The organism is Sphingobacterium nematocida (assembly GCF_900168125.1).
Classification (GTDB): domain Bacteria; phylum Bacteroidota; class Bacteroidia; order Sphingobacteriales; family Sphingobacteriaceae; genus Sphingobacterium; species Sphingobacterium nematocida.
In genome coordinates, this window is the sequence record NZ_FUZF01000027.1 from 1 (window position 1) to 15,891 (window position 15,891).

A 15,891-nucleotide genomic window follows, 5' to 3' on the forward strand; every position below is an offset into this window, starting at 1 on the left:
GCTTGTGGCGAATTTAAATCGATACTCAGCGATAATAACATAATCCAGAGTATGAGTAGGAAAGCGAACTGTTGGGATAATGCCGTAGCGGAGAGTTTCTTCAAATCTTTAAAGGCAGAGATGGTCTACCATAGAAGGTTTATGGATCAGCACTCGGCTAAATTAGAGGTGTTCGGATATATAGAAGGTTTTTATAACACTAAAAGAACACATTCGGCTTTAGGTTACAAAACACCTAGGCAAATGGAAGAAATGCTGTTGGGTAAAGAAAGATTAGCAGCATAAAAAAAGTCTCTCATTTTTAGTTGCAGTTCCATTCGGTCAGTTCCAGTACCTTCCGCAGGAACGGGTCTTGTGCACTGAACCCCTGTGAGGTTTGTTCCTGTCCGTTGAGCCATTCTTCGGTCAGTTCGTACTTTGATTTGGCCAAGTGATCTACTGCGTCCACAGAGAGCCCCATAGCTTTGCCGACATCCCGTATGGCTCCCTTCCAATGTACTTGCGTTACTGTGGCAACAATGCCCGAGCGGTGGCGTCCGTATTTGTTGTAGACGTACTGCATGACTTCTTCCCGACGTTCGTGTTCAAAATCGACGTCAATATCAGGCGGTTCGTCTCGTGCGTCTGACATAAATCGGGCAAATAGCAGATTTATTTCTGTCGGATTTACCGAAGTGATACCTAGGCAGTAGCATACGGTCGAGTTGGCTGCGGATCCGCGTCCTTGGCAGAGTATTTCCCGTTCACGGGCAAAACGTACCAGGTCATATACGGTCAGGAAGTACGAGGCATAATTCTTTCGGGCTATGAATTCGAGTTCCATCTGTATGGTCGCTTTTATCTTTTCGGGTATATCTCCGTCAAATTGCCGGTCGGCACCTTTCCAGGTTTGATACTCCAGCTCTTCCTGTGGTGTTCTTCCTTCGGTGGTAATTTCTTGGGGGTAGACGTATTTCAGTTCATCCAATGAAAATCGGCAGGCTTTGGCAATTTGTAGTGCATTATGGATGGCCTGTGGGTAGTTGCGAAACAGGCGGTGCATTTCGTCTATCGGTTTGAGGTAGCGTTCGGCATGGGCATGTAAGCGGTAGCCTGCCGTATGGATAGTGCATTTCTCCCTGACACAGGTCAGTACGTCTTGTAGTTCACGGCGCTCAGGATTGTGGTAGTGTACATCATTGAGGGCCACGATGGGGATTCCAAGTTCTTGTGATAGCTGGTTCAGTCGAAATAATTTTTTGTGGTCGTCCCCATTGTACAGAAAAGATGCGCCCAGGTATAAATTGTCATGAAGTTGTTGTTGGTACTGCTTTAGCACTACACGGAAGTCCGGGGCAAAGTCGAAGTTTTCATGGAGCGTTTTTGGTGGTAGGATGACAAATTTTATGCCTGTAGCATAGCGAAACACATCTGCGCTATAGAGGTGGCACTCTCCTTTTTCAGCACGAAGGTTGCCTGTTGTGAGCAACGAAGAGAGCTTGCTGTAAGCTTTTATGTCGGTGGGGTAGGCTAGCAAGCTAGGGCCGTCGAGTAGGTCTAGCCGACAGGCCGGGATAAAATGGATGGCCTTCCCCCGTGCTGCCCGATGGGCGCGTACGATTCCGGCAAGGGTGTTGCGGTCGGTTATTGCAATAGCTTTGTAACCGAGCTGTACCGCTTGCTCGACCATTTCTTCGGGGTGTGAACCTCCCCGTAAAAAAGAGAAGTTGCTGGTGGTTTGTAATTCTGCGTATTCCATGTTCTATGTAAAATAACCATGAAGGAACCATTTGGGGTGGCCCTGTCCGTAATATCCGGAGCGAAACAACCAATATCTCGCTCCTTTTTCATCTTCCACACGATAGTAATCCCTCGGTTGTTCGCTGCTGATCCACCATTCCTGTTCGATGCGTTCAGGACCATCTGCTTTGACGAGCTTGTACACTTTCTTGCGGTGCCTAAAAAGTGCCGGGGGATAATCGGGTAGGGGCACCATGACCTCTATGGGTTCGGGCTGTGTCAGTAGGTGTAGGGGGCGCAGTGTATAGTTGGGCCAGCTCGATTGAGGCTGCATGTCCAAAGAAACGGTGGGTTCTATGGCTCGTTCGGGCCAATGGTGGGCCGACGGTAAAAAACGATGGATGCTCTGCGGGCCTAATTTGGCTGCAATGTTGTCCAGTAGTTCCGCGATTTCCGGCTGACCACCTTTAGTTAGCCAAAGGCCTTCCTGTGGAAGAACGCTGTTTTCTACCAAAGTGGCTTCCAAAACAAATAACTCAATACCTAAAGCAGGCTCGATGTTGGGTATCTTGAGGTCAAATAATTTGAAAAGATGCGAAGGGCTACAGGAAGCTCTTCCTGTGCCTATGTGGATGGATTGTAGGTTACCATCGATGCGATATCCTCTGAATACGGCTTGACGCAGTCCCTTCTCTTCTTTTCTTAATCTATCACACAAGGTGTTTAAGAGTCGTTCTAAGGCTATCTGGATGCCTGTGTTGGTCGATATAGGTTCTAAGCAAGATAGCCGCTCTTGATAGATCGGTATGGGCTCTATGGAAGTGATGTGTTCTTGCTGTGTCCCTAGGGCCTGTTCTAGCCGGGTGATGAGTTCATCTCCAAAACGTCGTCTTAATGTGCTTTTGGGGATGTGCATAAACTCTTCAATATAACGAAAGCCCAGTTTGTGTAGGCGCTGTTGTATCTGTTGGGAAATCCGGAGTGCTGATGGGGGTAGTCCGGATAGGGCTTGCGCTTGTTGTGCTGCAGGGACGATGCTGAGTCGTTGGGTATGACGGGCAACTGCCCAAGCTGTGCCTATGGTGTCGGCAATTGCTGCTTGTGCCTGGTAGCCCCCTTGGTCGAGCCTATCGATAATGTTGTTGCCGTATTTTTCTTCACCTCCCCAGAGGTGTGCACAGCCCGATATGTCAAGGACGATGCCATCGGGAGTTTGTAAGTCTACGATGGGAGCAAAACGGATGCACCATTCGCCGAGTGCTTTTAGTGTCTGGCTAAGCAGAATATAATCATAGGTCGATGATTCCAGTTGAGGTAATATAGCCTGGGCATCGGCGAATACCATACCGCAGGATAAGCCTTCTTGTAGCGCTGGTCTATTTGCTGCTTGTATTTTTATACGGCCGTTTTGGGCAAGAGTGAGCACAAAAGGGGCTTTCCTGCGTTCGGGCTGTTCCTTTTCTGCTCTATCGGTTCCGAAGAAGGGTAGCCAGATGCACATATAACGCTTAGGCATATTGTTCGTTGTTTTGTAGTCCCGTTGCTGGGTGTGCTTCATTGGGTAGATGTACCAGTCGATTGTTTTGCCAGCTGACCTGCCATTTTCCAGGTCTGCCGTTGCGGACTTTCTCTAGAGAAATCTCCCAGGTGGGATAACCTACCCCGGGGAGACCGTCTGGAACATTGCTGGCGATAGCGCGGATTTTCCATCGGGTCACACAAGCCAAGGTGTTTTCATGTCGAGGGCGTCTCCGATGTATGAAGCCAGTAACATTGCTTTTCTCTACAGCGAGCTGTAAGCGTTGGGATTCGGAAAAACTGACTTCTTCCATTTCTGCGACTACGGCTGCTAGTGCGGTGCATTTGAGGGATTGCTCCATGACCCATAGGGCATCTTTGTCCTGTGCGACATCAACAAAGATGATTTTGTGTGGTGCTATCCCGAAATGGGATAAACCAAGAGGGGATAAGCTACGTTTGGTACTGATCCAGAGACAGAAATTGCCTGCATGCATAAGTTTGGCAACTAAACTGGCAATAAAACCATTGGTAGCGGTGGCGTGGACTGCAGTGGGACTGATGAACTCATGGACTGCGGCGGTGGGGAATACTTCGAAAGGAAAAGCGGATTCTATCTCGGCCAAACCAAAATCAATCCGACTTAATAAGCCCGTATTGGGTTTGAAGCCTTCTAATTTTAAAATCTTTTCCTGAAGTTGTCTTATCACCTCTTGTTTTGCTGTCCCCTCCATACGCTGTGCTCTGTGTTTTTAGTTCATTCTTGTATTTACCGCATTGTTTACTTATTTTTGTTATTAATAGTAACAATATAATGTTATCTATAATAACAAATGAAGTCGGTAAATCAAAAAATATTTTTTGCTTCCAATATTAAATTCCTTCGTACACGCCAGGGATTGAGTCAGGAAGCAGCTGCTGAGAAATTAGGGTTAACAAGGGCGAAATTAGCTTCTATTGAGGCTGGAAATACGAAAGCGCCTCAACCTGAGGATTATCTTAATTTCTCTAATTTTTTTTCTGTAAGCATCGATACCTTGCTCAAGGTTAATCTTCCGCTATTGGGGGAATTGAAACTGAGAGAGCTGGAATCGGGTAATGATGTTTTTATAAAAGGAGGGAATCTTCGGGTATTGGCTATTAGTGTAGATAAAAGTAATAATGAGCATGTGGAGTATGTGCCGATCAAGGCCAAAGCAGGGTATGCGGCGAGTTATGCTGATCCTGAATTTATAGCTTCACTGCCTAAGTATTCACTGCCGCATCTACAGGGAGGGACTTTCCGTATTTTCCCTATTGTCGGTGATTCGATGTTACCGATTCCAGATGGAAGTGATATTACGGGAAGCTATGTGGAAGATTGGACGGTTCTTCCTGCCAATACGCCTTGCATTGTGATTCTCAAGGGACAACAGGATTTTGTCTTCAAGTTGGTCACCTGGCTTCGGGAGGGACAGTTTCTATTGTCGTCACTTAATCCTACTTATAGTCCCTATACAGTGCCTGTGGAAGAGGTGCTGGAGATATGGAAGTTTCATGCATATAGTACGCGTGTTTTCCCCGATGAACAGTCGGATTTATCTATGGTTATGGCGGCTATAAAAGATTTGGAACGGCATGTTACGACTTGTATTTCACCTCCACCTCAGGATTGATAGCTTGAATAGCACGGATAAAACCGGCTTTGTCTTTTGGGGATATCAGTACGGAATCGAAGTTGTTGTAAAATAGCTCCAACCGATCCAGGGATGCGGCAGGTGAGCTAATCATATTGTTGGTTTCTACAATCTTTCGGATGCTGTCTATGGCGAGATCTTTTTTATAAAATATTCCACTTCTGATTTTTAATGTGTTTTCTTCGATAGCATAGTGGGTGTTGAGTAGGGTAGGAAGGCATATTGCGGAGCTAAGTAATAAAAGGATTATAGCTTCCCATATATGTGTACGATGGTATAACATAATAGCAGGCGCAAGTAAAATAGAAGTTGAAAGTAGAATTAGCAATCCTGTGCTGATTTTTGACTTAAATACCATGCTTTGTTGTTTGTGTCGTTTTAGAAGATGTCAATCTACTAATATACATATGTTTTTCTTAAAGAAATATGTTGTAAAAAATAATTTTCCTTTCCAAACAATTGTGCTGTTTGGCTGTTTTTTATAAAATAATTAAACAAAACATGATTATGAGTCTAAGAAAAGTATTTTCAATGTTCCTGGTGGCGAGTATTGTCACTTTGGGAGCGATCTCCTGTAAATCTAAAGTGTCAGATGCTGATCTGAAAACAAAGGTAGAGGCAGCCGTGAGTGCAAATCCAAGTGTGATGGTAGATGTAAAGGATGGGGTTGTTACTTTATCGGGTACGGTAAGTTCGGATGAGGAACGGACGCTTTTGGAGAATTCTGCGAAAGCAGCGGATGCCAAAGGGATAAAGTCTGTCGTTAACAATATAACTGTACAGGCGCCCATTGAAATCAATACCAATGATGCGGATTTGACCGCTAAAATTGTGGACGCAACAAAAGATTTTCCAACGGTGAAAGCTACGGTGGCAGGTGGTGTGATTACTGTCACAGGTACATTAGAGCAAGCGCGGGTAATGGTGCTGAAGCAATCGTTGGATGCCCTGAATCCCAAGAAAGTGGATATGTCGGCGTTAGTTGTTAAATAGTGGTTTAAAAAAAAGAAAATATGTCTTTATTAAATAAATATAAAGTTTTGATCGATACCGCTAATGCTTCTGGTATCAGTGATCTGCAGATGGCAGAGCAGGATGGAGTTTTACAAATAAGAGGTACAGCTCCGAATGCTGATGTTAAGAATAAACTATGGGACATCTATAATCAGATAGATCCTAATTTTTTGTCTGGGGATGTGGTGATGAATGTGGATGTGTCTACCGCAGTAGCTGGTACACAGGCTCGTGTCATTACGGAAAGTTCAAACCTTAATGTTAGAAAGGGACCAGGGACAGATCAACCCATTGTAGGTAAGGCTGCAAAGGATGAAATTATTACCTTAATCAGCAGGGCGAATAGTCAATGGTGGTTAGTACGGACAAAGGATGGGGAAGAAGGATATTGTTACGCGCAGTATTTAGAGCCCATCGGCTAATTTTTAGTTTTAAAGAAAAAGATTTACTGTTTTTAATTTTGCAAAAGCCCTGCGCTATATATAGTGTGGGGCTTCGCTGTTTTGTTGCCATTTGTTGTTCGGGTGGCTTTATATTTATCTGTTGAATTGGGCTCAATAGATGAGTTCAAGGGCATGTACCAATGCCATAGCTATAATATAGATAGTATTGAGATTCGAATATGACAGTAATTGTGTGCGGACTGTGTGCGTGTTGTAACCGATTTGGCAGCAAGTAAAACCTGGACTTGACCTGGACTCACTCTGGACTTACTACGGAGACACTGTACATATGTGGTGCATTGTTCCTGTATTGTCTAAGGCTACTTATCGAATATAAGTAATATTTACCAGCTGTTGTGTTAAAATGTAATAGCTGGTAAATATTACGCTAAAAAGGGTTATAAGATTAATCTGGAAATATTGCCATTCGACCCCGTTAGGTAAATTGTTTTGCCGTCGGGACTTTTGCTAATCGTGTTAAAGCTATCTTGGGATATATTTTTCCAGTTCATGCCCCCATCGTAGGAAATGTCTGTGCCGGATGTTCCGGTAGCGAGTACAATGTTTTCGGTGATATAGCATACATCGGAACGGTAGCCCTGTACAGGGGTGTTTGGTCTGACCCAATTTTTGCCTGCATCGTTTGTCAAAAGTATACTATTGCTATTGTCCTGATCGGATAGGTAATCGCCACCTACTGCAATTCCAGTATTGGGATTGATGAAATCAATTGCAAAAATTCCCGCGGAAGCTTTGCCCGATAGGATCGGACAATCGTATTTGTCTACGCGGAGGGCTTTGGGGTTGAAGTCAAAAAAACTAGCATATTTTCCACCTGTGCCAATGTACAGGTGGTTTTTCCATTGTTTCATCGAGGATCCTGAAGCTGCAAAAGCGGCTTCACCCGAATCGGCAAACAGGATGAACTCATTGCTTACATCTTTCCATGAATTTCCTTTGTCTGTTGTCTTTAAGAGTTGAAAGGCACCATCGATAGGATCACCTAAGATATAGCCAGTTTTTCCATCAAAGGTTAGATCATCAAGAAAAATCTCAGGCCTGTTATCTTCATACACTTTGGTCCATGTTTTTCCTGCGTCTTTAGTTTTTAGAACAATAGCTGGAGAACCTACCCCCATGATTAGGGCTTCCTTTTTGTTGATGACAGCGATATCTCTGAAGTCAATATTTTCATATCCTACAGGGTTTACCCAATGCCAACTTTTACCTTTATCTGAGGAGTAGCCTACAGTTCCTTTGCTTCCCGATACCCATACGATTTCTTTTCCATAGGTTGCCAATCCTCTGAAGCTAGAGGGTTTGTTTTCTACTAGAGGTACAAAGGTCTGGGCGGCGCTTGTTGTTAGTATGCCAAGTGCTCCGGCAATCAGGGAGATTGTTATTTTCATTCTTTTGTTAGCTTAATTCTGCCATAAGCTTATTGAACTCTTCGCGTAAGGTAGATAGTTCGGTCTCTAATGTGGCTACACGTTCTTCTAAAGCTTGTACCTGAGAGCTTGATCCTGTGGTGGTCGGTATTGAATTTGCCTCGTAGTCTTCTTCGTCAAATTCTCCAAAAAGGTGGATATATCGGGCTTCTTTCTGTCCAGGACGTTTGGCTAGGAGTCTGACGTAAGGAGTTTCTTCTTCTGAAAGCTTGTTTAATAACTCTTGTACTTCATCCAGTGTTTCAAATTCATAAAGACGCCCTGAGTTAGAGTTGATCTCTCCTGCAGTGAGGGGACCTCTTAAGAATAATAGGCATAATGCTGCTAATTCGGCAGGAACTAAAGGGTACTGAATGGCTATGTTGTGTTTGTATTTGGTGACACGTGATCCTCCGCCTACAACAGTAGATACTAAGCCACGACGTTTTAAACCATCTAATGTGCTGATGATCGTGCTTTCGTCATAGTTGACTACAGGTTTGCGTGATGTTTTCTGGTTACAGGCTGCTTGAAGACTGTTGATGGTCATAGGGTAATATTCGGGGGTAGTTTTTGACTTTTCCAACAGGCATCCTAAGACGCGAATCTCTTCTGAGCTTAATTGAGGTAAAGTTTTTATTTCTTCCATTGTTGTATGTAAAGTATAATTGTTTTCTAAGATAGTAAACTTCTCGCTCAAGCCGCGAGTGGCTCTTACTTTTTTCCGTAAAAAGTAAGCAAAACTCATCGCTTCAAAGTTTTGCAACAACGTGTATCTATTCCTGCAGTTTTGCAAAACTTTGGAGGCGATAAAAGGAGAAAATGTAAGGGTTTTGCTTTAAATTGGTATTATCATAGAATTCTGAGGAATCACGAACTTCTAAAGTTTGGATATCTTCCTTTCCAAGCTTGTAGATTTAACTTCGTTGAGCGCTTCAGGCTTTTCTGTTTCTCTACGCTGCAACAGAGATGGGGAAGAAGTAAATAATTCCCTGAATTATTTACTTCTTTGTATTTTCGTGGGCTGAAAATATAACGAATTGCTTAAAATCGCTCATCATACCAAATATGTTCACCCTGTGCGTGAGGGGCATCGCTTTCCGATGTTGAAGTATGAACTGATTCCTGAGCAGCTCTGCTACGAGGGGCTGGTGTCCGCTGTTAATTTTTTTGAACCGGAGATGGTTGATTTTGAAACGGCAGCGCTGGTTCATGATGTGGACTATTTACGACGATTGTTTGATTTGACGTTGGATGCAAAGATGGTGCGACGCATAGGTTTTCCCTTGTCTCAGGAACTGGTGGAACGGGAGCGTTATTTGGTAGACGGTACCCTGAAATCTGCTTTGTTTGCGTTGGATTATGGTGTTTCCTTCAATGTGGCCGGTGGCACACATCATGCTGGACGTGATTTTGGAGAGGGTTTCTGTTTGATGAACGATCAGGCGATAGCGGCTGCTTACCTGTTGGAACAAGGATTGGCAACGCGTATTTTGATTATCGACCTCGATGTACATCAAGGTAATGGTACGGCGCATATCTTTGAGGGAGTTTCTCCGGTTTATACTTTTTCGATGCATGGAGACAAGAATTTCCCTTTTATCAAGGAACGTTCGGATAGAGATGTCGCGTTGGAAGATGGTATTACAGATGCCTTATATTTAAAGCTACTAAGCGACAATCTTGCCTTTCTTTTTGAAACGGTTAATCCTGATTTTGTTTTTTATCAATCAGGAGTAGATATCTTAGGCTCGGACAAGCTTGGGAAACTGAAGGTGTCTGCTGCTGGATGCCGAGAGCGAGATAGGATGGTGTTGGAAAGCTGTAAGGTACATAAGGTTCCGGTACAGGTCAGCATGGGTGGTGGGTATTCGACACAGATTCGTGATATTGTCAATGCACATGTCGAAACTTATCGGGTAGCAATTGATATTTTTAATTTTTAACTTCTGACTTTTAATTTTATACTATGTTTTTTTATCAAGATGCCTCTTTTGAAAACTTATCTATACATCACGTAGGTAATAAGACCAACGATGAATTTTATATATTATCCGAAGAGCCTGTGGATATTGCAGGAGATGAGGTTTTGCCGGATTTATTGATGCAATACTTCATGAAGCCTTTTGTCAAGGCGAATGAGGTATATCGTTTTTTTCATCCGAATGAGGAACTACAGCTTAATGAAGTGTATCACTTCAGTAAGAAATTTTTCGATAGAGAAATCGGTTTTCATGAATTTTCACAACAGGTGACCAAACATCTGTATGAGGTGTCTGAACATCCGAAAATTAAACCGGGTGAGGTGTATGTGGTTTCGTTGAAGAATGTGCAGATGGAAGGGGAGGATTGGAATGCTGTGGGGATCTTTAAGTCAGAGAATAAAGAAGCTTATTTGAAAGTATATCCAGAGCAGGGGGGATTTCAGTTGAATTATGAACAGGAGGCCATCAATATCAATAAACTCGATAAAGGGGTTGTTATTGTCAATACGGAATCTGAGGAAGGGTTTAAAGTCCTTGTCGTGGATCAGACGAATCAGTCCGAAGCGGTGTATTGGAAAGATAATTTTCTGCAGCTTAAATCGAGAAATGATAATTATCAGCAGACCGGTAACCTGATGAAGGTGTATAAAAAATTTGTAAACGAGAAGCTGGATGAGGTTTTTGAGTTGGAAACTGCGGATAAGATAGATCTTTTGAATCGATCTATGAATTATTTTAAGACCAAAGAGACGTTTGATAGTGCTGAGTTTGAAGAAGAGGTTATCGCTAATCCGCAGGCTGTCGGTTTGTTTAATGAGTACAAGCAGAATTTTGAGGATGAGTTCGATCTGCCGTTTCAGGCTAACTTTGAGATTGCTACACCCGCTGTAAAGAAAATGCAGTCTTCCTATAAATCGGTCATCAAGCTGGATAAGAATTTTCATGTTTATGTACATGGGAAACGGGAATATTTGGAACACGGGTATGATGAGGAGAAGGGGATGAACTACTATAAGTTGTATTACGAAAATGAGAGCGAAGGGTAAAAGAGAGAATAATACGCTGTATTATGTGCTAATTGGTATTTGTCTTTTTGTTCAGGTCTGTATGTTCTTTGTTAAGGATAGACCAGACTGGATAGAGCAATATTATTCCCAAACTTTTTATCCTGTATTTTCCTATTTGTCGATTTTACTCTTTTCTTGGGTGCCATTTAGTGTAGGGGATCTGCTCTATTTAGGAGTCGTGCTCATAACACTGTTGTTGTTAGTACGTATCACGATGTCGCTGTGGAAACGGATTTGGAAGGACGGGCTAAAATATAGTTTACAATTGGTAACTATGTTATGTGTGTTGTATACTTTCTTTTATGTCAACTGGGGACTTAACTATTTCAGATTGCCTGTAAGCCAGTCTTTAAATTTAGATGTACAGGGTACCCATGTTGACGATTATACGGAGGTCTTGGCCAAGTATATTGTTATGGCTAATAGACTTAGAGAGCAGTTAGATCTGGAGCACCAACCTCGATTGGGTGTAAAGATGGATCTAGAGGAGTATATCCGAAAAGATACTGTGTTTGGATCTTTTCTTTCCAAATCACAGGTGCATGCTAAAGAACCTGTATCGAGTAAATTGATTTCCTATTTTACAGTTTCTGGTTATTTTAATCCTTTTACGATGGAGGCTCATGTCAATCAAGAGATTCCTAATAGTTTATATCCCTTTGTGTATGTGCACGAACTGGCGCATCAGATGGGGGTTGGATTTGAAGATGAGTGTAATTTTATTTCTTTTCGTATGTTGGTCGATCATAAAAACAGCTGGTATCGGTATGCTGCTTACTATGCGGCTATTCAGAGTCTCTTGAAGCCTCTTTCTAGAGATAAGGAGCAGATGGAACGACTGCGTAATATGCTGTCGGAGAAAGTACGTGCTGATTTTAAGGAGGAATATACCTTTTGGAAATCCAAACAAGGGTGGTTGAATGAGTTGTCAGGGATGTTTTATGATCAGTATCTTCAACACAATAATCAACCAGAAGGTTTGGCCAGATACGATATGATGGCCCAGCTTATTGTAGCTTGGGAAAAACAACAAAGACATGAAATGTCTCAGGAAGAAAAAGAGAAGTTGTATGCTCCTCCCACTAGATGAAGGAGGAGGGCATAGACCTCTTTTTTACTGTTTTTTTTGTTTTTTCTTTTTAATAGTATTCAATATTTCACTTATTAGGGGGTAGGTATTACGTTCCACCTTGTCTAATTCTTTTGCATTCAGCCAGATAGCTTCGGTAATATCCTCTTCTGTTTGTGGGATTAATTTCGGAACCTTGTTCACGCCCATTTCATACCATTTCGTCTGTTTTAGTACAAATTTGCCACGCATGTAATAGGTATGATAAGTGGTAGCTATTTTAGGGCCTAGATAATTTACTTTAATTCCACATTCTTCCTCTACTTCACGTAGAGCTGCATCTTTCATTTTTTCAGACTCCTCTACTTTACCTTTGGGTAGATCCCATTTGTCTAGCCTGTAGATGAAAAGGTAGTCTCCTTCACCATTCTTTACAAGTCCTCCCGCAGCATGAATGATTTTTACCTTCGTTAATATGTTTTTTAATACCTGATTAATATTGGGGTGGACATATAAGTAAGTTAAGTCATTGTTTTTCGTAATACTGTTGAAAAGTTTTTCTAGATCAATATCTTGTAAACCAATAGTTTGTACGGTCCCCTTGATAGAGGGGGCAAAATCTGCTAAAATTAGCAGGCTTTGGTTCATATAAATTTTATAAATTTGTGCCATGAATAATTTTAATGAGGTTGAACAAAAAGTTGCTGAATCCTTATTGCAAATTAAAGCAATAAAATTACAACCTAAAAGTCCTTTTACATGGGCTTCGGGGTGGAAGTCTCCAATTTACTGTGATAATCGTGTCGCATTATCACATCCGGCTATCCGTACGTACATACGTCAAAAGCTTTCTCAATTAATCCAAGAGGAGTTTGGATCTGTGGATATGATATCGGGTGTGGCAACTGCAGGGATACCTCAGGGTGTACTGGTAGCACAAGATTTAGGATTGCCTTTTACTTATGTGCGCAGTAGCGCTAAAGAGCATGGGCGTCAAAATTTGATCGAGGGAGAGGCTGTTTCAGGTCAACGTGTTGTTGTGATCGAAGATTTGGTCTCTACTGGGAAAAGTTCTCTACAAGCTGTAAAAGCTTTGCGTGATGCAGGTTGTAATGTAGTCGGTTTAGTGTCGATTTTTACATATGGTTTGGATATTGCTACTACTAATTTTGCTGAAGCGAAATGTCCATTATTTAGTTTATGTGATTACAATGCACTTATTCATGTTGCGGTTGATAAAAGCTATGTTCTTGAAGCTGATATAGCAGTTTTGGAACAATGGCGTGTAGATCCAGCAAACTGGACACCGGAAGTTTAAAAATAAAGTGAGACAGGTGATGAAAGTTTGACTTTCATCATATAAATAGACTTACGTCAGTTTCATAATTTTAAAATATAAATCCTTAAAGAGATGACTGTTATCCAGAACAATGTAATTGTAAATAAGCCTGTAGGTGATGTTTATGCCTTCTTGGCTGATTTGAACAACCATGAGCAGCTGATGCCGGAGAATATCTATAATTGGACATCTACTGTGGACGAAGCTCGTTTTACGATTAAAAATATGGCGAAACTAGCGCTGAGGATAAGTCAGAGAGTTGAGAATAAGGAGATTATTTGTGTGCCTTCTGAAGATGCTCCTTTCGAGATTCAATTAGCATGGAGATTGGAAGAGCAGGGGGGAGAGACTAAAGCTACGTTTGTGATCGAAGCACAGCTTAATATGATGATGAAGATGATGGCTTCGGGACCTTTGCAGAAGTTGGTGGATCATCAAGTTCAACGGTTGAAAGAAACACTAGGATAACGAAGATTATTTTATAAAAAATAAAAAAGGGTAGATTTTTTCTACCCTTTTTTTGTTTTCCAAAGATATTGAGAAAGGGGAAATCGTCGTAAAATTTTCGGTTTTGGTCCCTTTTTATTGACGAAGAACTGATATTGTAACGATTTGGATTCAGTATTTTTGTATATACAGATTTAGAATTATCTTTAGCCCATGGAATTAAATTTGAGAAGACCGTTAGCCTTTTTTGACTTAGAAACTACAGGTGTAAATATTGCTACGGATAAGGTCGTTGAGATTGCTATTGTGAAAATATTGCCTGATGGAACTGAAGAGGTGTATACTAAAAAGGTTAATCCTGGGATTCCGATTCCTCCAGCTTCGTCTTTATTTCATGGTATTTATGATGAAGATGTAAAAGATCTTCCAACTTTTAAAGAGTTAGCACAAGAAATCGCCGACTTTATAGGGGATGCGGATTTAGCGGGTTATAATTCTAATAAGTTTGATGTTCCGATGTTAATGGAAGAGTTTTTAGCTGCGGGTGTTAATTTTTCGTTGGAAGGACGTGCTTTTATTGACGTTCAAAATATTTTTCATCAGATGGAGCAGCGTACATTGAAGGCCGCTTATCGTTTTTATTGTGATAAATCCCTTGAGAATGCACATCAAGCTGAAGCGGATGTTCGTGCGACATACGAGGTGTTGAAGGCTCAATTAGACAAGTATAACGGTATTGCTTTTGAGGATAAACATGGTGCTGTGTCCTATCCAGTTGTCAATGATGTAGAGGCGTTGCATACATTTACTAATCTTTCTAAGCCGGTTGATTTTGCGGGGCGTTTAGTTTATGATGAGGATGGAGAGGTTGCAATCAATTTTGGAAAGCATAAAGGGAAAAAAGTAACGGACATTTTTGATGTTGAACCGAGTTATTATGCTTGGATGCAAAATGGAGATTTTCCACGTTACACAAAGAAGGTATTAGAGAATATCTGGAATGCACATAAAACACAGAAGAAAGAAGCTAAAGGGAAAGAGGTTGCTGTAGGAAATGAAAATGTGAAGCGTGAGTTCAAGAAAAAGATAGATGAACCCAGCAAGCCTATAACGACAGATATGCTAAAGGGTTTGCAGGATCGATTTGGGAAGTAATATAGAATAAAATATAGATGAATACACAACAAGAGGTTGAACACGTAAAGTGTCTGATCATTGGCTCAGGTCCAGCAGGATATACTGCAGCCATTTATGCGGCTCGTGCCGATTTGAAACCTGTAGTCTATACAGGTATAGTACCTGGCGGTCAGTTAACGCAGACTACTGAAGTAGATAACTTCCCTGGCTATCCAAATGGAATTACAGGCCCAGTAATGATGGAAGATTTACGTGCACAAGCTGAGCGTTTTGGTACCCAAGTGCGTTTTGGTTATGCTACTAAAGTAGACTTCTCTAAGGACGGCGGTGTACATAAAGTGGAAATCGATAATATTAAAACGATCACTGCTGATACAGTTATTATTGCCACTGGTGCAACAGCTAAGTATTTGGGGTTACCATCAGAAGAAAAATATAATGGTTTTGGTGTTTCTGCATGTGCTGTGTGCGATGGTTTCTTTTACAAGGGTCAGGATGTGGCGATTGTTGGAGCTGGAGATACAGCGGCTGAAGAAGCAACTTACTTGGCTAAACTATGTAATAAAGTGCATATGTTGGTACGTCGTGACGAGTTCCGTGCTTCAAAAGCGATGGTACACCGCGTAATGAACACTAAAAATATCGAGGTGCACTATAACAGTGAGGCAGAAGAGATTTTAGGCGATGGACAGGTTGTGACTGGAGTTCGTGTAGTGAACAATCAGACTAAAGAAACAAAAGACTTAGACGTTATGGGATTCTTCGTAGCGATCGGACACCAGCCAAATACCGAATTATTCAAAGGTGTTTTGGATATGGAAGAAAGTGGTTATTTGATTACTAAGCCAAATGTTACGGCTACCAATATACCAGGTGTATTTGCTTGTGGTGACGTACAGGATCATGTTTATCGTCAAGCTATTACAGCTGCAGGAACGGGATGTATGGCTGCCTTAGAAGCGGAACGCTATTTGGCTGCTAAGGAAGATGGCGAATAACAACTGTTTTTAAGTACAAAAAAGGGGGTAGATTGCCCCTTTTTTTATTGAT

General features: G+C 41.8%; 18 protein-coding genes and 1 pseudogene. 11 read left to right on the forward strand and 8 right to left on the reverse strand.

Annotated elements, in window-relative coordinates; all coding sequences use genetic code 11:
* Positions 1-285: integrase core domain-containing protein (locus B5X76_RS20325; protein WP_139375431.1), on the forward strand; the 285-nt coding region annotated here is incomplete at its 5' end.
* A 16-nt stretch (positions 286-301) separates the two neighbouring features.
* Here B5X76_RS20325 and B5X76_RS22315 read toward each other — a convergent pair.
* The 4 genes and pseudogenes from B5X76_RS22315 to B5X76_RS20340 all read right to left on the reverse strand — a co-directional run bounded on the left by B5X76_RS22315 (position 302) and on the right by B5X76_RS20340 (position 3,971).
* Positions 302-1,042 carry an error-prone DNA polymerase family protein gene (locus B5X76_RS22315; protein WP_245801103.1) on the reverse strand — a complete coding sequence of 247 codons (741 nt, stop codon included), beginning with the start codon at positions 1,040-1,042 and terminating at the stop codon, positions 302-304.
* Between the two features lie 390 nt (positions 1,043-1,432).
* Positions 1,433-1,738, reverse strand: a pseudogene (locus tag B5X76_RS22320) (PHP domain-containing protein); the annotation flags it as partial.
* 3 nt (positions 1,739-1,741) lie between these two features.
* Complete coding sequence (locus B5X76_RS20335) at positions 1,742-3,277, reverse strand: Y-family DNA polymerase (RefSeq protein ID WP_245801101.1); 1,536 nt, start codon at positions 3,275-3,277, stop codon at positions 1,742-1,744.
* Positions 3,228-3,971, reverse strand: a complete 744-nt coding sequence (locus B5X76_RS20340) for an ImuA family protein (protein WP_079645760.1) — start codon at positions 3,969-3,971, stop codon at positions 3,228-3,230. The genes B5X76_RS20335 and B5X76_RS20340 overlap by 50 nt, the downstream gene beginning before the upstream one ends.
* Positions 3,972-4,070: 99 nt before the next feature.
* On the opposite strand from B5X76_RS20340, the gene B5X76_RS20345 reads away from it, so the two are divergent.
* Positions 4,071-4,892, forward strand: a complete 822-nt coding sequence (locus tag B5X76_RS20345) for an XRE family transcriptional regulator (protein WP_079645761.1) — start codon at positions 4,071-4,073, stop codon at positions 4,890-4,892.
* Here the strand turns inward: B5X76_RS20345 and B5X76_RS20350 are convergent.
* Positions 4,858-5,271 carry a PH domain-containing protein gene (locus B5X76_RS20350; protein ID WP_079645762.1) on the reverse strand — a complete coding sequence of 138 codons (414 nt, stop codon included), beginning with the start codon at positions 5,269-5,271 and terminating at the stop codon, positions 4,858-4,860. The two genes, B5X76_RS20345 and B5X76_RS20350, sit on opposite strands and share 35 nt — an antisense overlap.
* 149 nt (positions 5,272-5,420) lie before the next feature.
* Between B5X76_RS20350 and B5X76_RS20355 the strand changes: the two genes are divergently transcribed.
* A complete protein-coding gene (locus B5X76_RS20355; RefSeq protein ID WP_079645763.1) occupies positions 5,421-5,906 on the forward strand; it encodes a BON domain-containing protein in 486 nt (161 codons plus the stop codon).
* A 20-nt stretch (positions 5,907-5,926) separates the two neighbouring features.
* Positions 5,927-6,349: an SH3 domain-containing protein gene (locus tag B5X76_RS20360; protein ID WP_021070659.1), complete on the forward strand. Its 423-nt coding sequence runs from the start codon at positions 5,927-5,929 to the stop codon at positions 6,347-6,349.
* Positions 6,350-6,768: 419 nt separating this feature from the next.
* Here B5X76_RS20360 and B5X76_RS20365 read toward each other — a convergent pair whose 3' ends face one another.
* Together B5X76_RS20365 and B5X76_RS20370 are read right to left on the reverse strand one after the other, a co-directional pair.
* Complete coding sequence (locus tag B5X76_RS20365; RefSeq protein WP_079645764.1) at positions 6,769-7,779, reverse strand: WD40/YVTN/BNR-like repeat-containing protein; 1,011 nt, start codon at positions 7,777-7,779, stop codon at positions 6,769-6,771.
* A gap of 7 nt (positions 7,780-7,786) precedes the next feature.
* Complete coding sequence (locus B5X76_RS20370; RefSeq protein WP_079645809.1) at positions 7,787-8,446, reverse strand: YceH family protein; 660 nt, start codon at positions 8,444-8,446, stop codon at positions 7,787-7,789.
* A gap of 391 nt (positions 8,447-8,837) precedes the next feature.
* Between B5X76_RS20370 and B5X76_RS20375 the strand changes: the two genes are divergently transcribed.
* Genes B5X76_RS20375 through B5X76_RS20385 form a run of 3 tightly spaced genes read left to right on the forward strand, consistent with a single transcriptional unit; the run spans position 8,838 to position 11,939 of the window.
* Positions 8,838-9,743, forward strand: coding sequence for a histone deacetylase family protein (locus B5X76_RS20375; protein ID WP_176141157.1), 906 nt, complete (start codon positions 8,838-8,840; stop codon positions 9,741-9,743).
* A 23-nt stretch (positions 9,744-9,766) separates the two neighbouring features.
* A complete protein-coding gene (locus tag B5X76_RS20380; RefSeq protein WP_079645765.1) occupies positions 9,767-10,828 on the forward strand; it encodes a nucleoid-associated protein in 1,062 nt (353 codons plus the stop codon).
* Positions 10,812-11,939, forward strand: coding sequence for a DUF3810 domain-containing protein (locus tag B5X76_RS20385; protein ID WP_079645766.1), 1,128 nt, complete (start codon positions 10,812-10,814; stop codon positions 11,937-11,939). Before B5X76_RS20380 ends, B5X76_RS20385 begins: the two co-directional genes overlap by 17 nt.
* A gap of 24 nt (positions 11,940-11,963) precedes the next feature.
* Here B5X76_RS20385 and B5X76_RS20390 read toward each other — a convergent pair whose 3' ends face one another.
* Positions 11,964-12,590, reverse strand: a complete 627-nt coding sequence (locus B5X76_RS20390; RefSeq protein WP_079645767.1) for an NUDIX hydrolase — start codon at positions 12,588-12,590, stop codon at positions 11,964-11,966.
* On the opposite strand from B5X76_RS20390, the gene pyrE reads away from it, so the two are divergent.
* From pyrE to trxB, 4 genes are all read left to right on the forward strand, one after another.
* Positions 12,589-13,236 carry an orotate phosphoribosyltransferase gene (gene pyrE / locus B5X76_RS20395; RefSeq protein ID WP_079645768.1) on the forward strand — a complete coding sequence of 216 codons (648 nt, stop codon included), beginning with the start codon at positions 12,589-12,591 and terminating at the stop codon, positions 13,234-13,236. The genes B5X76_RS20390 and pyrE overlap by 2 nt on opposite strands.
* A gap of 93 nt (positions 13,237-13,329) precedes the next feature.
* Positions 13,330-13,725: an SRPBCC family protein gene (locus tag B5X76_RS20400; protein ID WP_079645769.1), complete on the forward strand. Its 396-nt coding sequence runs from the start codon at positions 13,330-13,332 to the stop codon at positions 13,723-13,725.
* A gap of 192 nt (positions 13,726-13,917) precedes the next feature.
* Positions 13,918-14,859, forward strand: coding sequence for a 3'-5' exonuclease (locus B5X76_RS20405; RefSeq protein WP_079645770.1), 942 nt, complete (start codon positions 13,918-13,920; stop codon positions 14,857-14,859).
* Between the two features lie 17 nt (positions 14,860-14,876).
* Positions 14,877-15,839: a thioredoxin-disulfide reductase gene (gene trxB / locus B5X76_RS20410; protein ID WP_079645771.1), complete on the forward strand. Its 963-nt coding sequence runs from the start codon at positions 14,877-14,879 to the stop codon at positions 15,837-15,839.
* The last annotated feature ends 52 nt before the right edge of the window (positions 15,840-15,891 follow it).

Bases quoted from the DNA above. Each gene is read 5' to 3' on its own strand.
- B5X76_RS22315 (WP_245801103.1), bottom strand. From the start codon at position 1,042: ATGCACCGCCTGTTTCGCAACTACCCACAGGCCATCCATAATGCACTA.
- B5X76_RS20335 (WP_245801101.1), bottom strand. From the start codon at position 3,277: ATGAAGCACACCCAGCAACGGGACTACAAAACAACGAACAATATGCCT.
- B5X76_RS20340 (WP_079645760.1), bottom strand. From the start codon at position 3,971: ATGGAGGGGACAGCAAAACAAGAGGTGATAAGACAACTTCAGGAAAAG.
- B5X76_RS20345 (WP_079645761.1), top strand. From the start codon at position 4,071: ATGAAGTCGGTAAATCAAAAAATATTTTTTGCTTCCAATATTAAATTC.
- B5X76_RS20350 (WP_079645762.1), bottom strand. From the start codon at position 5,271: ATGGTATTTAAGTCAAAAATCAGCACAGGATTGCTAATTCTACTTTCA.
- B5X76_RS20355 (WP_079645763.1), top strand. From the start codon at position 5,421: ATGAGTCTAAGAAAAGTATTTTCAATGTTCCTGGTGGCGAGTATTGTC.
- B5X76_RS20360 (WP_021070659.1), top strand. From the start codon at position 5,927: ATGTCTTTATTAAATAAATATAAAGTTTTGATCGATACCGCTAATGCT.
- B5X76_RS20365 (WP_079645764.1), bottom strand. From the start codon at position 7,779: ATGAAAATAACAATCTCCCTGATTGCCGGAGCACTTGGCATACTAACA.
- B5X76_RS20370 (WP_079645809.1), bottom strand. From the start codon at position 8,446: ATGGAAGAAATAAAAACTTTACCTCAATTAAGCTCAGAAGAGATTCGC.
- B5X76_RS20380 (WP_079645765.1), top strand. From the start codon at position 9,767: ATGTTTTTTTATCAAGATGCCTCTTTTGAAAACTTATCTATACATCAC.
- B5X76_RS20385 (WP_079645766.1), top strand. From the start codon at position 10,812: ATGAGAGCGAAGGGTAAAAGAGAGAATAATACGCTGTATTATGTGCTA.
- pyrE (WP_079645768.1), top strand. From the start codon at position 12,589: ATGAATAATTTTAATGAGGTTGAACAAAAAGTTGCTGAATCCTTATTG.
- B5X76_RS20390 (WP_079645767.1), bottom strand. From the start codon at position 12,590: ATGGCACAAATTTATAAAATTTATATGAACCAAAGCCTGCTAATTTTA.
- B5X76_RS20400 (WP_079645769.1), top strand. From the start codon at position 13,330: ATGACTGTTATCCAGAACAATGTAATTGTAAATAAGCCTGTAGGTGAT.
- B5X76_RS20405 (WP_079645770.1), top strand. From the start codon at position 13,918: ATGGAATTAAATTTGAGAAGACCGTTAGCCTTTTTTGACTTAGAAACT.
- trxB (WP_079645771.1), top strand. From the start codon at position 14,877: ATGAATACACAACAAGAGGTTGAACACGTAAAGTGTCTGATCATTGGC.